At 71.9% G+C, this 15,471-nt stretch carries 16 protein-coding genes; 10 read left to right on the forward strand and 6 right to left on the reverse strand.

Annotated features, from left to right (window positions below; translation table 11 throughout):
• The first annotated feature begins 321 nt into the window (after positions 1 to 321).
• From I0C86_RS21800 to I0C86_RS21810, 3 genes are all read left to right on the forward strand, one after another.
• Positions 322 to 2,889 carry an ATP-dependent Clp protease ATP-binding subunit gene (locus I0C86_RS21800; RefSeq protein ID WP_196203115.1) on the forward strand — a complete coding sequence of 856 codons (2,568 nt, stop codon included), beginning with the start codon at positions 322 to 324 and terminating at the stop codon, positions 2,887 to 2,889.
• A 94-nt stretch (positions 2,890 to 2,983) separates the two neighbouring features.
• Complete coding sequence (locus I0C86_RS21805; RefSeq protein ID WP_196203116.1) at positions 2,984 to 3,151, forward strand: hypothetical protein; 168 nt, start codon at positions 2,984 to 2,986, stop codon at positions 3,149 to 3,151.
• The gene (locus I0C86_RS21810) at positions 3,151 to 3,531 is read left to right on the forward strand and encodes a DUF3140 domain-containing protein (protein ID WP_196203162.1); all 381 of its coding nucleotides are present in this window, start codon (positions 3,151 to 3,153) and stop codon (positions 3,529 to 3,531) included. The genes I0C86_RS21805 and I0C86_RS21810 overlap by 1 nt, the downstream gene beginning before the upstream one ends.
• Before the next feature lie 85 nt (positions 3,532 to 3,616).
• On the opposite strand, the gene I0C86_RS21815 is transcribed toward I0C86_RS21810, so the two are convergent.
• A complete protein-coding gene (locus I0C86_RS21815) occupies positions 3,617 to 3,853 on the reverse strand; it encodes a hypothetical protein (RefSeq protein WP_196203117.1) in 237 nt (78 codons plus the stop codon).
• A gap of 367 nt (positions 3,854 to 4,220) precedes the next feature.
• Here I0C86_RS21815 and I0C86_RS21820 point away from each other — a divergent pair, with 367 nt between their 5' ends.
• Positions 4,221 to 5,477, forward strand: a complete 1,257-nt coding sequence (locus tag I0C86_RS21820; RefSeq protein WP_196203118.1) for an MFS transporter — start codon at positions 4,221 to 4,223, stop codon at positions 5,475 to 5,477.
• A 3-nt stretch (positions 5,478 to 5,480) separates the two neighbouring features.
• Here I0C86_RS21820 and I0C86_RS21825 read toward each other — a convergent pair whose 3' ends face one another.
• The 3 genes from I0C86_RS21825 to I0C86_RS21835 all read right to left on the reverse strand — a co-directional run bounded on the left by I0C86_RS21825 (position 5,481) and on the right by I0C86_RS21835 (position 8,006).
• Positions 5,481 to 6,452 (reverse strand): LysR family transcriptional regulator, encoded by a 972-nt coding sequence (locus tag I0C86_RS21825; RefSeq protein WP_196203119.1) that lies wholly within the window; start codon positions 6,450 to 6,452, stop codon positions 5,481 to 5,483.
• A 93-nt stretch (positions 6,453 to 6,545) separates the two neighbouring features.
• Entirely contained in the window at positions 6,546 to 7,241 is a 696-nt protein-coding gene (locus tag I0C86_RS21830) for a ThuA domain-containing protein (protein ID WP_196203120.1), read from the reverse strand.
• A 123-nt stretch (positions 7,242 to 7,364) separates the two neighbouring features.
• Complete coding sequence (locus I0C86_RS21835; protein WP_196203121.1) at positions 7,365 to 8,006, reverse strand: hemerythrin domain-containing protein; 642 nt, start codon at positions 8,004 to 8,006, stop codon at positions 7,365 to 7,367.
• Positions 8,007 to 8,162: 156 nt separating this feature from the next.
• Between I0C86_RS21835 and I0C86_RS21840 the strand changes: the two genes are divergently transcribed.
• Together I0C86_RS21840 and I0C86_RS21845 are read left to right on the forward strand one after the other, a co-directional pair.
• The gene (locus tag I0C86_RS21840) at positions 8,163 to 9,491 is read left to right on the forward strand and encodes a M20/M25/M40 family metallo-hydrolase (protein ID WP_196203122.1); all 1,329 of its coding nucleotides are present in this window, start codon (positions 8,163 to 8,165) and stop codon (positions 9,489 to 9,491) included.
• Between the two features lie 198 nt (positions 9,492 to 9,689).
• Positions 9,690 to 10,358, forward strand: a complete 669-nt coding sequence (locus I0C86_RS21845; RefSeq protein ID WP_196203123.1) for a hypothetical protein — start codon at positions 9,690 to 9,692, stop codon at positions 10,356 to 10,358.
• Between the two features lie 37 nt (positions 10,359 to 10,395).
• On the opposite strand, the gene I0C86_RS21850 is transcribed toward I0C86_RS21845, so the two are convergent.
• Both I0C86_RS21850 and I0C86_RS21855 read right to left on the reverse strand, forming a co-directional pair.
• Positions 10,396 to 10,587 (reverse strand): DUF5703 family protein, encoded by a 192-nt coding sequence (locus I0C86_RS21850; RefSeq protein WP_196203124.1) that lies wholly within the window; start codon positions 10,585 to 10,587, stop codon positions 10,396 to 10,398.
• 146 nt (positions 10,588 to 10,733) lie between these two features.
• Positions 10,734 to 11,705, reverse strand: a complete 972-nt coding sequence (locus I0C86_RS21855) for an aldo/keto reductase (RefSeq protein WP_196203125.1) — start codon at positions 11,703 to 11,705, stop codon at positions 10,734 to 10,736.
• A 260-nt stretch (positions 11,706 to 11,965) separates the two neighbouring features.
• Here I0C86_RS21855 and I0C86_RS21860 point away from each other — a divergent pair, with 260 nt between their 5' ends.
• From I0C86_RS21860 to I0C86_RS21875, 4 genes are all read left to right on the forward strand, one after another.
• Entirely contained in the window at positions 11,966 to 13,018 is a 1,053-nt protein-coding gene (locus tag I0C86_RS21860) for an LLM class F420-dependent oxidoreductase (RefSeq protein ID WP_196203126.1), read from the forward strand.
• A 64-nt stretch (positions 13,019 to 13,082) separates the two neighbouring features.
• A complete protein-coding gene (locus I0C86_RS21865) occupies positions 13,083 to 13,916 on the forward strand; it encodes an undecaprenyl-diphosphate phosphatase (RefSeq protein WP_196203163.1) in 834 nt (277 codons plus the stop codon).
• Positions 13,917 to 13,983: 67 nt separating this feature from the next.
• Complete coding sequence (locus I0C86_RS21870) at positions 13,984 to 14,730, forward strand: histidine phosphatase family protein (protein WP_196203127.1); 747 nt, start codon at positions 13,984 to 13,986, stop codon at positions 14,728 to 14,730.
• 142 nt (positions 14,731 to 14,872) lie between these two features.
• Positions 14,873 to 15,451: a DUF3090 domain-containing protein gene (locus tag I0C86_RS21875; RefSeq protein WP_196203128.1), complete on the forward strand. Its 579-nt coding sequence runs from the start codon at positions 14,873 to 14,875 to the stop codon at positions 15,449 to 15,451.
• Positions 15,452 to 15,471 lie beyond the last annotated feature (20 nt).

Genomic DNA, 15,471 nt, shown 5'->3' on the forward strand with positions numbered 1-15,471 from the left:
GTACCACCTCGACCGGCGACGACAGCCCGGGTAGGCCGCTGTTCCGCAGTGGCGCCAGCCGGTCGCGCAGCCGGGCCGTGGCCGCCGCCCGGTCCCGCCACCAGCCGTCCGGCTTCGATCCCACGACGTTGGCGGCGTCCACGACCAGAAGCGGCTCGGCTGTCATCCGCCCAGCCTGCCATCCCGCCCCACCGGTGATCGCCGCCACGCTGCCGCGCCTGCGGGGAGCGAGACCCCTTTCACCGTTACGCAGCGTTTGTCGGGCCTTCCGCCGGGTAGCCCAGCTGACGCCAGTGCCCGCGCCCGTGAGGGGGACATGAGATGACCCAGGGACCCGGCGATCTCGGCCCCGACCCGTGGGACGAGTTCCTGGCCCGGTACTTCGGCCGCGGCGAAAACCGCCGGCAGGGGCAGCGGGTGGACATCACCAGGCTGATGACCGCGGACGCGCGGGAACTGCTCGCCGACGCGGCCCGTCGGGCGGCGCAGGCGAACAGCAGCGACCTGGACACCGATCACCTGCTCTGGGCGGCACTGCAACGCGAACCGCTGCGGGACCTGCTCGCCCGGGCCGGAGCCGACCCGGACACCCTGCTCGGCGCGCTCGGCGGCGAGCAGCGGGTGGACCGGCCAGCCAAGCACGGCCAGGTCCCGTCGAACATGTCCCTGACCCCGGCCGCGAAGCGGGCGCTGCTCGACGCCCACCAGCTCTCCCGGGCGATGAACGCGTCGTACATCGGGCCGGAGCACATCCTGATGGCCCTGCCGCTCAACCCGGAGTCGCCGGCCGGCCGGATGCTCGCCGCCGGGCGGATCCAGCCCCAGTCACTCCAGGCCGCGAGCGCCGGCGGGGGCGGGAACGGCGGCCCCGCACCGGACCGGGGCACCCCGACACTGGACCAGTACGGCCAGGACCTGACCGACCTGGCCCGGGCGGACGAGATCGATCCGGTGATCGGCCGGGCCGACGAGATCGAGCAGGCGGTCGAGATCCTCTCCCGCCGGACCAAGAACAACCCGGTGCTGATCGGCGAGGCCGGGGTGGGCAAGACCGCCATCGTGGAAGGGCTCGCCGAACGGATCGCCGACGGGGACGTGCCGCAGACGCTGATCGGCAAGCGGGTGGTCCAGCTGGACCTCGCCCGGCTGGTCGCCGGCACCCGCTACCGGGGCGACTTCGAGGAGCGGCTGAAGAAGGTCATCGACGAGATCCGGGCGCACGGCGACGAGTTGATCATCTTCCTCGACGAGCTGCACACGCTGGTCGGCGCGGGCGGGGCCGGCGCGGAGGGTGGGATGGACGCCAGCAACATGCTCAAGCCGGCACTGGCCCGTGGCCACATGCGGGTGATCGGCGCCACCACGCTGAACGAGTACCGCCGCAACATCGAGAAGGACGCCGCGCTGGCCCGGCGGTTCCAGCCGGTGCTGGTGCCGGAGCCCACCTGCGACGACACCGTCGCCATCCTGCGCGGGCTGCGGGACCGCTACGAGGCCCACCACCAGGTCCGGTTCACCGACGAGGCGCTGGTCGCCTGCGTCGACCTCGCCGACCGGTACCTCACCGACCGGTTCCTGCCGGACAAGGCGATCGACCTGCTCGACCAGGCCGGTGCCCGGGTCCGGCTGCGTACCCGCACTCCGGCCGGCGACGTACGGGAACTGGAACAGGAACTCGAGGAGGTCCGGCGGGAGAAGGACCAGGCGGTCGCCGACGAGCAGTACGAGCGGGCGTCCGAACTGCGGGACCGGCTGCAGGAGGTACGCGACCGGCTGGAGGCGACCAACGGCAACGGCGGCCGGTCCTCCGTACCGGAGGTGGGGCCGCAGGACATCGCCGAGGTGGTGTCCCGGGCCACCGGCATCCCCGTCAGCCAGCTCACCGAGGAGGAACGGGACCGGCTGCTGCGACTGGAGGGGCACCTGCACGAGCGGGTGGTCGGCCAGGACGACGCGGTGGGCGCGGTCGCCGAGGCGGTACGGCGGTCCCGGACCGGGCTCGCCGACCCGGACCGGCCGATGGGCAGCTTCATGTTCCTCGGCCCGACCGGGGTGGGAAAGACCGAGCTGGCCCGGGCGCTGGCCGAGGCGCTGTTCGGCGAGTCGGACCGGATGATCCGGCTGGACATGAGCGAGTTCCAGGAGCGGCACACCGTGAGCCGGCTGGTCGGTGCCCCGCCCGGCTACGTCGGGTACGAGGAGGCGGGCCAGCTCACCGAGGCGGTACGCCGCCGCCCGTACGCCGTGGTGCTGCTCGACGAGATCGAGAAGGCGCACCCCGACGTGTTCAACATCCTGTTGCAGGTGCTCGACGACGGCCGGCTCACCGACAGCCAGGGCCGTACGGTGAACTTCCGCAACAGCGTACTGATCATGACCAGCAATCTCGGCTCGGAGCTGATCACCGGTACCCAGCGCAGCGTCGGATTCGGTGGCGGCGCCGAGGGTGCCGAGGAGGAGAACACCGAGCTGCGGGAGCGGCTGATGCGCCGGTTGCAGGAGTCGTTCCGGCCGGAGTTCCTCAACCGGATCGACGAGGTGATCATCTTCCGGCGGCTGGAGAGCGAGCAGTTGCGCCAGATCACCGGACTGCTGTTGGAGGACACCCGGCGGCGGCTGCACGCCCAGGACATCACCGTCGACTTCACCACCGAGGGAGTGGACTGGCTCGCCGAGCACGGCTACCAGCCGGAGTTCGGAGCCCGGCCGCTGCGCCGGACGATCCAGCGGGAGATCGACAACCGGCTGTCCCGAATGCTGCTCGACGGCACACTCGTACCGGGTCAACGGATCACGGTCGGTGTCCGGGAGGGCGAGTTGACCTTCGACGTGTCCGCCGGCGAACGGTCCGGAGGCCGGAGTCCGGCCGCCCTCTCCGCGGGTCGGTGAGTCGGCGGCGGCCGGGACGTCATCGCCAGGGCAGTACCCGGGAGGCCGGGGTGGTGCCCGCCGGTGGCGGCCGGCTCGAGGAGAGGAGTCCAGGGTGAGCCAGCCCGAAGAGAACCGCGAGAAGAGCGCCAAGACCGACGCGGTACTGCGTCCGCCGTCCGCCGTGCCCAAACCGGCGCCGCCCCCGTCCGCTCCGGGCCGACGGAAGACCGCCGAGAACGAGCCGGCGCCCGCGCCGGAGTCGGAGGAGGAGGAAGCGTGATGGCTCGGCAACAACGCGTGGAGCCGGAGGTGGAGCAGTTGTGGCAGGACTTCCACAATTGCGTCAACGTCACCTCGGAGCAACTGCGGAGCTGGCTGCTCACCCAGGGCTCCGGCGAGCAGGCGTTCGGGTCCGAGCCCGATCTCGGGCTGCCCGAACCCGGCCGGCGGATCCTCGCCATCCTGGGCAAGCGCAAGGTCGACCTCACCGGCGACGACATCCAGCTCATGCGGGAGACGGTGGGTGAGATCCAGGACCTGGTCGAGACCCGTCCGGCCGCCGGGGTCGCCGACGAGGACTGGCGGCGGGCGCTGCTCGACCTTGGGCACGACCCGCTGATCGAGCCCAACACGACCACGACCTACCGACGCCAGCCGTAGCCCGCGGCACCGGCCGTGCTGCCGGCGCTGCCGACCCGACCGACCTCTCCGGTGCGAGCACCGGAGAGGTCGTCGACGCGTCGGCCTACTCGCCACCGATGGTGGAGACCCCCAACCCGGCCGCCTCGGCGGCGTCGGTGCGCTCGGTGCGGATCGCCTCCTCCCGAGCCAGCAGGGCGGCGTACTCGGCAACGTCCTCCGGCGTGGGCAGCGCTGGAACCCGACGCAGGAAGGCTTCCACGTCACGGGAGGCGGCGGTGTGCGCGGCCGCGATCCGTCGTGCGGTCTCCCCGTCGTCCTCGGGTGGGATGAGGTCGGTCATGCCGTTACCGGTACCCGCTCGCGGCCAGTTCGCACCGGTACGGGCGGAATACCTGCCCACCGAAACGAGGACGGATGGCGCCGTGCGCCGCCCGGCCCGGAACCGGACGGCGCACGGTGGCCGGAGCCCCACCGACCGAGGGGGTCGGATCGGCGGTGTCGCAGCGATGTGGACCGCCGCCACCGACACCGTCGGTCCTGGGCCGGGCAGGACATGGTTAAGGTAGCCGGCAACAATCGACCCAGCCAGATAACGCCTGGCTCATACCGTCGCCCGGAAGGACCCCACTTCCGGCGGGGCAGCGCTCCGGCGGTCGACGCCCGCGTCCGCACCGGGCACGGGTGGGGCAGTCACCGAGGAGACGTGTTTGTCCAGCACCGGCGCGCGCCGACGGCCGGCGGTTCTGGTGGCGTACGCCGCCTTCATCCTGGTCGGCCTGAGTACCGGCGTCGCGGGCGTGCTGTTGCCGGCGCAGATCCTCGACTACGGCGTGGACAAGGCCACGGTCGGGATCACCTTCTTCACGTTCTCCGCCGGGTTCCTGCTGGCCGGCATCACCGCCGGCGGGTTGATGCACCGGCTCGGCACCCGTACCGCCCTGGTCGTCGGGGGTGGCGCGTTCGTCGCGGCCGCGCTCTACACGGCGGTCCGTCCCCCGTTCCTGGCGTTCGTGGCGGTGCAGGTGCTGGCCGGTTACGGCATCGGCGTCCTGGAGTCGGTGCTCAACGCCTACCTCAGCGAACTGCCCGGAGCGACGACGCTGCTCAACCGGCTGCACGCGTTCTTCGGGGTGGGCGCGTTGCTCGGGCCGGCACTGGCCGCCTGGATGCTGCGCGCGCTGCCGTGGACGGCGGTGTGGCTGGTGCTCGCGCTGGCGTCTCTGCCACTGGTCGCCGGCTTCCTGCTGTCGTACCCGGCGCGTGCCCTGCCGGACGACGGCCGGGACGCCCGCGGGCCCGACCCGGGCGTCGGCACCGGGGACGGCAGTGGGTCCGGCACCGCGGAGCCGACGACGCGGGGATCCTCGACGGCCGGCGGTGGTCTGCTCGGCACGGCCGTACGCCAGCCGGCGGTGCTGCTCGCAGCGGTGTTCCTGGCCGTCTACGTGGGGCTCGAGATCAGTGTGGGCAACTGGGGCTTCAGCCTCCTGGTGGACGGGTACGGACAGCAGGCCGTGCTCGCCGGGTACACCGTCAGCGGATACTGGCTAGGGCTGACCGCCGGCCGGTTCCTGATCAGCCCGATCGCCGTCCGGATCGGGCTGACCCCGGCGGGCATGACCACCGCCTGCCTGACCGGTGTCACGGCCAGCGCCGTACTGACCTGGCTGTCGCCCGCTCCGGTGCTGGCCAGCGCCGGCCTGGTGCTGTTGGGCTTCTTCCTCGGCCCGATCTTCCCGACCGCCATGGCGATGGTGCCGCTGCTGACGTCAGCCCGGTTGGTGCCCACCGCGATCGGCGTCCTGAACGGGGTCTCGGTGGTCGGTGGGGCGGTCCTCCCGTGGCTGGCCGGCGCGATCGCCCAGGGGGTCGGAGTGTGGACCCTGCTGCCGTTCACCCTGGCGTTGGCGCTGGCCCAACTCGCGATCTGGTGGCGACTGGCCCGGCGGGTCGTTCCCGGCTGATCCTCAGGCGGCGGCCAGGTCCTGGGGGCCGAAGCTGGGGTTGCGGGACAGCCAGGCCAGATAGTGCGGGTTGCGGGACAGCGAGTCGGTGTACGCCGCGATGGCCTGCGCGAGTACCCGGTCGGCGATCGCGGCCGCCGGTGCGTCCGGATGCCAGCCGAGCAGGAGCCGCCAGCGCAGCGGCGTGTTGGCCAGCGGGCGGGTGACCAGGCCCGACACCGGACGGAAGGTCGCCTGGGCGAGTGCGACCGCCTCGCCCGCCTCGACCAGGTCGATGCAGCTGCGGATGTCGGTCTCGTAGATCTTCCGGGGCGTGAACCCGGCTCGGGCACAGGCCGCGACGAAGCAGTCGGCGAAGCAACCGTCGCCGGGCGCCGCCGCCCAGCGTTCCTCGGCCAGCGCGGCCAGGTGCACCTCGTCGTGGGCGGCCAGCGGATGCGCCTCGGGCAGGAGGACGAAGACCGCGTCGTTCGCCACCGCCCGCCAGGTGAGGCCGAACTCCGCCGACGGGATGGCGTCGCCGCAGACACCCGAGAGCACGTAGTCCAGCCGCCCGCCGAGCACCATCTGGGCCAGCTCGTCGACGGACCAGGACGCGAAGGTGCTGATCTGCGCGTGCGGCTGGTCGGCGGCCAGCCGGTGCACCAGCCCGCCGAGGATCGGGCTGTTCACCCCGCCGAACCGGAACCGGGTCAGCGCCGCGCCCGTGCCCGCGAGTCGGGCGGCCTCGTCCTGCAGGCCCTTCATCGCGGGCAGCAGGACCCGGGCCCGGGCCAGCACCAGCTCGCCCAGCGCGGTGGGGCGGGCGCCCCGCCGATCCCGCTCGAACAGCGGTCCGCCGAGAGTGCGCTCGATGCGCTGGAGCTGTGCCGTGAGGGCGGGCTGCGCCAGCCCGAGGGTCGAGGCCGCCTTCGTCACGCTGCCCGTCTCCGCGATCGCGCAGACCACCTTGAGGTGCCGCAGCTCCAGGTTCATAGCGTGACGGTAGGACCCGAAAGGGATTCACGGGAAGACCTTTGGTCAGTCAAAGATCCCCAAAGGAAACCCAAACTGCGACCGAACGGACACCTAATTCTGACGTGTGGCCCAGAGCAGCCCTCGTTCGGTGATCGTCCGGATCGGCGGAAGGGTCAGATCGTCGAGCTTGTGGCCGACCGTCGAGACGAACACCCGGCCCGCCCCCCACGATCTGGTCCAGACGGCGGGCAGCGTGACAGGCTGCCGCCACGGCGTCGCCGTCGGCGTCCCGTCCGCCTCCGGCGCCGCATCCGCGTCCGGCCCCGGCTCGAACGTCACAGTGGCCAGTACGTCGTTGAGCGGGTCGGTGAGCACCCAGTACTTCTCGGTGTGCAGGGAGACCGGACCGATCTCCCGGACGATCGGGTGTTCGGCCCGGTCCGGCAGCACCGTCAGCTCGTGGTCGACGAACCCGGCCGGATGGTGTACGAATACACCGCCGGTGAGCTGGTGGTACGCGTTGTGGTGGAACGCGCCGACGATCCCGCCGTGCCAGCCCGCGAATCCGGTGCCGGCGCGGACCGCCGCGATCAGTCCCGCCGCCTGCTCGTCGGTGATGGACCCGATCGACCAGCACTGCACCACCAGGTCGGCGGCGGCCATCCGCTCCGGGTCGGCGTAGACCGCCAGGTCGTCGTGGACCTCCACCTCGAAGCCCTGCCCGCGCAGGAACGGAATGAACAACTCGGTCGCCGGCACCGGAACGTGGCCGTCCCAGCCGCCCCGGACCACTATCGCGTCGCGCATCGCCATCATCCGTCCATCGTCGTCGCCGGCCCGGCCAGACACGTTCGCCCGGTGCGTCGGCACGCCAACCGGCCCGACGCGGGAACGCGCCGGGCCGGAAGGATCATGACATTCGTTCGACGGTCAGGGTGCCGGTGGCGGCGGGGTCAGGTCATCGACGTACGTGGGCCGACCGCTCACCACGTCCCGGAGCTTGTCGACAACGCCGAGGGCGGGCTCGACGACCCGGTTCCAGGGCGGGGTGGCCGGGGTGGTCGGATGCGGCCGGGTCGGCGCGGCCTCCTCGGCGATCTCCACCCGGTTGCCGAGCCGGATCAGGTCGGCGTCGCTGGCCGCGGACCGCAGGGCCGGGAAGATCTGGGTCGACGCGGTCTCGGCGTGCCGGAGCAGTTGGCCGGCGACCTCACCCGCGAGCTGGTCGAACCGGGTTTCCGTCGGCGTCGCGCCGGAAAGTTCCCGCAGCGTACGCAGCATCTCGTTGTCCGCGGCGATCTCCCGGTCGGCCAGCGACCCGCCGTCGGGCAACGCGCTCCGGACGGTGGGGTAGAGGTACTGCTCCTCACCGGACAGGTGCCGGGCGACGGTGGCGGTCAACACCTCGGCGACCTGACTGCGTCGCTCCGGTGCGACGTCGTTGGTCAGCTCACCGCAGAGCGCGACGATCTGGTCGTGCTCCTCGGCGAGCAGATCCACCATGCTGCGCCCGCCGGGCCGGTATTCCTCGTCCTCACCGGTCGGGGGTAGCGGGGGCAGGGGCAGGGTCACGGTAGGCCTCCTTACAGGCTGTTCCCGGATCCAACGCCGCTTCATCGACCGACGCTGCTCCGTGGACACCGCGCAGGTACCCCCGGCCCCGGAAGGCGAAACCCGACGGTGGGTGGGGCGGATACGCAGGGACGGCCGGCTGGTATGAAGAAGCGCATGAGTAGCCAGTCCGCGTCCGCCCACCCGAGCGCCACCGACGACGTCGTCGAGCTGTGCCGGGACCTGCTCCGCATCGACACCAGCAACACCGGAGACACCGAGACCAGCGCCGGCGAGCGGGTGGCCGCGGAGTACGTCGCGGAGAAGCTCGCCGAGGTGGGCGTCGAGGCACACGTCCGCGAGTCGGCACCGGGCCGGACCAACCTGGTCGCCCGGATCCCCGGCACCGACCCGAGCCGCGGCGCCCTGCTGGTGCACGGGCACCTGGACGTCGTACCCGCCGACGCCAGCGAATGGTCGGTGCACCCGTTCTCCGGGGAGATCTCCGACGGCTACCTCTGGGGCCGGGGCGCCATCGACATGAAGGACTTCGACGCGATGGTGCTCGCGGTGGTCCGGAACTGGCAGCGCACCGGAGTACGCCCACCCCGCGACCTGGTCCTCGCGTTCACCGCCGACGAGGAGGCCGGTGGCGAGTACGGTGCGCACTTCCTGGTCGACCGGCATCCCGATCTGCTGGACGGCTGCACCGAGGCGATCGGTGAGGTCGGCGGCTTCTCGTACTCGGTCAACTCCGATCTTCGGCTCTACCTGATCGAGACGGCGGAGAAGGGCCTCGAATGGCTGCGGCTGCACGCCCGGGGCCGTCCCGGGCACGGGTCGATGGTGCACGACGACAACGCCGTCACCGCGCTCGCCGAGGCGGTCGCCCGGGTCGGCCGGCACCGGTTCCCGATCGTGCTCACGCCGACCGTGCAGGCGTTCCTGGAAGAGGTTTCCGAGGCGATCGGCATCGAACTCGACCCGACCGATCCGGAGCTGGCGATCGCGAAGCTCGGTCCGATCGCCAATCTGATCGGCGCGACGGTCCGCAACACCGCCAACCCGACCCGGCTGGCCGCCGGCTACAAGGACAACGTGATCCCCAGCCGGGCCAGCGCCACCATCGACTGCCGGAGCCTGCCGGGCCAGGCCGAGATATTCCTGGAGCAGTTGCGGGAGGTGGTCGGGCCGGACATCGAGATCGAGCACATCCAGCGGCAGCCGGCGCTCGAGACCAGCTTCGACGGCGATCTCGTGAACGCGATGGGGGCGGCACTGCGGGCCGAGGATCCGGGCGCCCGCCCGGTGCCGTACATGCTCTCCGGTGGCACCGACGCCAAGGCGTTCGCGAAGCTCGGCATCCGGTGCTTCGGCTTCGCGCCGTTGCGGCTGCCGGCCGATCTGAACTTCTCCGCGCTCTTCCACGGCATTGACGAGCGGGTGCCGGTCGACGGGCTACAGTTCGGCGTGCGGGTGCTCGACCGGTTTCTGCGCCAGAGCTGACCGCCTGTCCGGCTGGCACACACGCCCGGCACCCACCTACGATCCTGGGCGATCCATCCACTTCCGGTTCAACTACCTCCGGTCCACGCATTCCAACGTCCGGTCCACCCATGTCGGCCCGCGTCGGAGTCGACGACCGCCTGCGTGGCGGTCGTCCGGCGGGCTGGTGAACATCGCACTGAAGGGAAAGGCCACACCATGACCGACCAGCACGCCGAGCTGGACGTTGCCCTGGAACGGGTCATCGAGACCGCCCGGGCGCACCTTGCCGCGGTCCGGGCCGCCGAGGGCCGGATCGACGACGATGCCGTCTGGCAGGCGTACGTCGAGCTCAACAACGCGTCGTACGAATACGACGAGCAACTGCTCGACGCCTTCGGTGAGGTCACGCCGTGGGACGTGGAGGCGATCGATCCGGAGGAGGCGGACGAGCGCTACGGGGTGGGCCTCGGCGGCGCCGACGGCACCGAGCCGGGCGACCCGCACCCGCTCGTGCTCTCCGTACGCCACCGGCGTGACTACCGGGTGCCCAGCGTGGCCGCCCTGTTGCGGGTGGCTCAGGCGGCCCGCCGTGCCGGTGTGCCGGACGAGGAGGAGGCGCCGGCGGTCGAGGGTGTCGGCGAGGCGGTGCTGGAGCTGTTGCAGACCGGTGACGGGTCGCTCGGTGCGCTGGACATTCCCGAGCTGGAGCCCCTCGACGGTGTGGTCATGGTCAGCGAGGTGACCGTTCCGCTCGATCTGGAGTCCTTCGACGACGAGGACAGCAGCGGGCCGTTCACGCCGGGCGCGGACGACCGGCTGGTCGGCCGGCTCGACGAGCACCCGTTCGTCTCGGACCTCGACGAGGAGCCCGAGCGGGCCCGGTAGCGCCGATCCGCCTGGCCGGGTGCGATCCGTCCAGGTGTCAGTAGGAGAGGCCCGGTTGCGACTGGTTGACGACGCGTCGCCGCAGCATCACCTGCCGCGTACCGTCGCGGAACAGTCGTACCCGGGCCAGCTCCCAGCCGGAGAATTCGGCCTGAATCGCCAGTTGCGCCATTGCGGTCGTCCTGTCGACATTGGGCGGCAACCGTAATGGCGCGTATTCGTAGTCCATGTCCTCTATCCTGCCCACGCCGGCTGGGAGACACCAGTCCTTCACCGGGGTGAGCTGGGCCGGGCGCGGGAGGCTGCCACGCCCGGGGGCGCCTCGCCCCATTTGAGGTGACTGTCCGGTTTCTGGTTGGCTGTGGTGCTCCGGGGTTAGCTGTCGCGTTCCGGATAGCCGACGGGCACCGCCGAGACGTCGTCGAGAGCGCGGGCGATCTCGTCCGGCAACGTCATCCGCTCCACCTGGAGCGCACCGAGCAGCTGGCCGACCGTCCGGGCACCCAGGATCGGGGCGACGACCCCGGGCCGGTCCCGAACCCAGGCGAGGGCGACCTCCAACGGCGACACGCCCAGCCCACCCGCCGCGGTCGCCACCGCCTCCACGATGCTGGAGCAGCGCGGCTCCAGGTAGCTGGCCACGAAGCGCTCGAAGTGCGCCGAGGCGGCCCGCGAGTCGGCCGGGCGGCCGTGCCGGTACTTCCCGGTCAGCACCCCGCGACCCAGCGGCGACCAGGGCAGCACGCCGAGACCCAGGCTCTCGCAGGCCGGCAGCACCTCCCGCTCGATGCCCCGTTCGAGGAGTGAGTACTCGACCTGGGCCGCCACCACCGGAGCGCGTCCCGGAAAGGCCGCCTGCCAGGTCGCGGCCTGCGCGGTCTGCCAGCCGGAGAAGTTGGAGACCCCGACGTAGCGGACCCGGCCGCTGGCCACCGCGTGATCCAGTGCGGCCAACGTCTCCTCCAGCGGGGTGGCCGGGTCGTACCCGTGCACCTGCCACAGGTCCACGTGATCGGTGCCCAGCCGGCGCAGCGACGCGTCGAGGGTGCGCAGCAGATGGCCCCGGGAGCCGTCCCGGCGGCGGGCGGAGCCCGGCCGGAGCCCGGCCTTGGTGGCGAGCAGCAGGTCGTCCCGGGGCACCAGGGTGCCCAGCAGGGAGCCGATCACCGCCTCCGCGTCGCCGTCGCCGTACACGTCGGCCGTGTCGACGAGGTTGCCCCCGGCGTCCAGATAACTCTTCAGCTGGGCGGCAGCGTCATCCGCATCGGTGTCCCGACCCCAGGTCATGGTGCCGAGCGCGAGCCGGGAAACCGCCAGCCCGCTTCGGCCGAGCGGTCGCTGTTGCATGGTTGAACTTTATTCAGAACATCGCCTCGCCGATATCCTCGCTCCCGTCATCGCCGTTCGCGTCGCGGGGGACAAAGCCGACGTCCGGGCACGGCTCCGGCACTGACCGGCAGGTACCGGGCAACTGACGGGCAGGTGGCGGGCGCCCGGGCGGCCCGGAACGAGGAGTGCCGGCGCGTTGGGCCCACCGGTCGTCGGCTGCCGGAGGAGCATTGCGTACCCTGATGCGACTTGCCGCATGGACGGGGGGAGAGGGACCAGTGCGACTCGGGCTCAGCCTCGGATATCAGACGGCGTGGAGCACCCCCGCCGACCACCTGGCCCTGGCCCGCGAGGCGGACCGGCTCGGTTACTCCGTGGTCTGGGCCGCGGAGGCGTACGGCTCGGACTCGCCCAGCATGCTCGCCTGGCTGGCCGGACAGACCGAGCGGATCGACCTCGGTGCCGGGGTCATGCAGATCCCGGCGCGTAGCCCGGCGACCACGGCCATGACGGCGGCCACCATCGACGCGGTCTCCGGCGGCCGGTTCCGGCTCGGCCTCGGCGTCTCCGGGCCACAGGTCTCCGAGGGCTGGCACGGCGTGCGGTTCGCCAAGCCGTTGGCGCGGACCCGGGAGTACGTCGACATCGTCCGGCTGGCGCTGGCCCGGAAGCCGGTCGAGTACGACGGCGCGCACTACCGGCTGCCCCTGCCGGACGGTCCGGGCAAGGCGCTCCGGCTCGGCTTCCATCCGCCGCGCGAGCAGGTTCCGATCTACCTCGCGGCGGTCGGGCCGAAGAACCTGGAACTCGCCGGTGAGATCGCCGACGGCTGGCTGGGGGTGTTCTACGCGCCGGAGTTCGCGGCCGAGCAGCTCGCCGCGGTCGCCGCCGGACGGGCCCGCGCGGGGCGGGAACTCGCCGGGTTCGACGTGGTGCCCACCGTGCCGGTGGTGGTCGGCGACGACGTCGCCAACTGTGCCGAACTGGTCCGCTGGTACGCCGCGCTCTATGTCGGCGGGATGGGCAGCCGGGAGCAGAACTTCTACAACCAGCTCGCCACCCGGATGGGATACGGTGACGCCGCCCGGGAGGTGCAGGAGCTCTACCTGGCGAAGCGGCAGCGGGACGCCGCGGCGGCGGTGCCGCTGGAGTTCATCGACCGCACGTCCCTGCTCGGCCCGAAGGAGCGGATCGCCGCGCGGATGGCCGAGTACGCCGCCGCCGGTGTGACCACGCTCTCGGTGAGCCTCTTCGTCGCCGACGCGGACAGCGGCATCGAGACCCTGCGTACCTGCGCCGAGGCGCTGGATCTTGCCGGAGTCGGGGAGTGAGCGGGCGGGAGGTCCGGGCGGCGGACTGCTGGCGGCGGAACGCGGCGACGAGCGGGGTGCGTGGGTGAGCTGGATCGAGGCAATCGTCCTGGGCATCGTCCAGGGCCTCACCGAGTTCCTGCCGGTGAGTTCGTCGGGGCATCTGCGGATCACCTCGGCGATCTTCTTCGACCAGGACGCCGGGGCGTCGTTCACCGCCGTCACCCAGCTCGGCACCGAGTCCGCCGTGCTGCTGTACTTCGCCAAGGACATCTGGCGGATCACCCGGGTCTGGGTGATCGGGATCTGGGACTCCTCGGTCCGGTCGAGCCTGGACTACCGGATGGGCTGGTACGTCATCATCGGCTCGATTCCGATCGGGTTGTTCGGCTTCCTGTTCAAGGACCAGATCCGTACGGCGGCGCGGAACCTGTGGCTGGTCGCGACCACGCTCATCGTCTTCGCCTTCGTGCTGGCCTTCGCCGAGTACTGGGGCCGGCAGACCCGACGGCTCGAGAACTTCACCCTCCGGGACGGCATCGTGATGGGCTTCGCCCAGGCGATGGCCCTGATTCCCGGAGTCTCCCGGTCCGGCGGCACGCTTACCGCCGGGCTGTTCCTCAACCTGACCCGCGAAGCGGCGGCCCGCTACTCGTTCCTGCTGGCCATTCCGGCGGTGGTGATGTCCGGGGTGTTCAGCATCCCGGACGTCTTCGACACCAGTGGCGGCGGCTCGATCCCGTCCGGGGCACAGATGATCGTCGCCACGGTGATCGCCTTCGCGGTCGGCTACGCCGCCATCGCCTGGCTGCTGCGCTATGTCGCTCATCACACCCTCTACGTGTTCGTGCTCTACCGGGTCGCGCTCGGCAGCCTCGTCCTGGCGCTGCTGCTGACCGGCACCATCTCGGCGACCTGACGACCCGCCTGCCTGGTCGGCGAGGGTGTCGGCGGGGCGGCCGGGCCGGGCCGTAGGGTGGGAAAGCGTGGCAACCCTTCTCCTCCTCCGGCACGGCCGGACCACGGCGAACGCGAACGGCGGCCTGGCCGGTCGGCAACCGGTGGAACTCGACGACACCGGCCGGAGCCAGGCGGCGGCGGTGGGGACGCGACTGCGCGCGATCCCGCTGGCGGCGGTGGTCACCAGCCCGCTGATCCGGTGTCGCCAGACGCTGGAGCTGGCGCTGCCGGACGCCGCCCCGGTGGTCGAGGACGGGCTGGTCGAGTGCGACTACGGCGCCTGGCAGGGGCAGCCGCTGAAGAAGCTGGCCAAGGATCCACTGTGGCAGGTCGTACAGCAGCATCCGAGCGCCGCCGTCTTCCCCGACGGGGAGACGATGGCCGGGATGGCAGCCCGGGCGGTCGAGGCGGTACGTCGCTGGGACGCCCGGGTCACCGCCGAGCACGGGCCGGAGGCGATCTGGCTGGCCTGCAGCCACGGCGACGTGATCAAGGCCATCGTCGCGGACGCGATGGGCATGCACCTGGATCTCTTCCAGCGGATCGTCGCCGACCCGGGCTCGGTCACCGGGATCCGGTACACCCCGGTGCGGCCGTTCGTCCTGCGACTCAACGACACCGGGGGTGACCTGACCGGTCTGGTGGTGCCGCGCCGGGGCCGGCGGCGGCGTTCGCGGGCGGCCGAGTCGGATGCCCCGGTCGGTGGTGGGGCGGGCGCAGCCGGCACGGGCCCGGGATCGGACGTGCCGGTCGCCGCCGACGGACGGAAATGATGATCGTTTCACCGCCCGGGCCGGGCCCCTCACCCCGGTCCGGCGTGCCGGAGGAGGCCCTGAGCTGGGTCCGGCCGGGGCCTACGGTGATTCGGGTCGGTGGGCTGCACGGTGTGGTATCCGGCCGGATAGGGTCGTGGGTATGACCCACCAGGTGCACGCATTCGAGCCGCCGGAGCGGTTCGTCGCCGGGACCGTGGGTCCGCCCGGTGAGCGGACATTCTTCCTGCAGGCCCGGGGCGGTGGCCGGCTGGTCAGTGTCGCCCTGGAGAAGGTCCAGGTCTCGCTGCTGGCGGAGAAGCTGGAGGAGCTGCTGACCGAGGCGCACCGCCGGTTCGGCGTCGAACTGCCCGAGGCTCCGGTCGCGGTCACCTCGGACAACGAGCCGCTGGACACCCCGGTCGACGAGGAATTCCGGGTGGGCACCCTCGGCCTGGCCTTCGACGTCGACACGGCGACCGTGGTGATCGAGGCGATCGCCGCCGGCGAGGCGGAGGCGGAGGTCGAACTCGGTGCCGGTGAGGACGACGTCGACGAGGACGAGGAGCCGGACGACGACCTCGATCGGCTGCGGGTCCGGTTGACCCCCCAGGCGGCCCGCGAGTTCATCGACCGGGCCCGTCGGGTGGTGGCGGCCGGTCGACCGCCGTGCCCGCTCTGTGGCCAGCCGCTCGACCCCGCCGGACACCTCTGTCCCCGTCACAACGGCTACCACCGGTGATGGTTCCCGCCTCCGGGCCG

This window comes from Plantactinospora alkalitolerans, from assembly GCF_015690345.1.
In the GTDB taxonomy this organism is placed as follows: Bacteria; Actinomycetota; Actinomycetes; order Mycobacteriales; family Micromonosporaceae; genus Plantactinospora; species Plantactinospora alkalitolerans.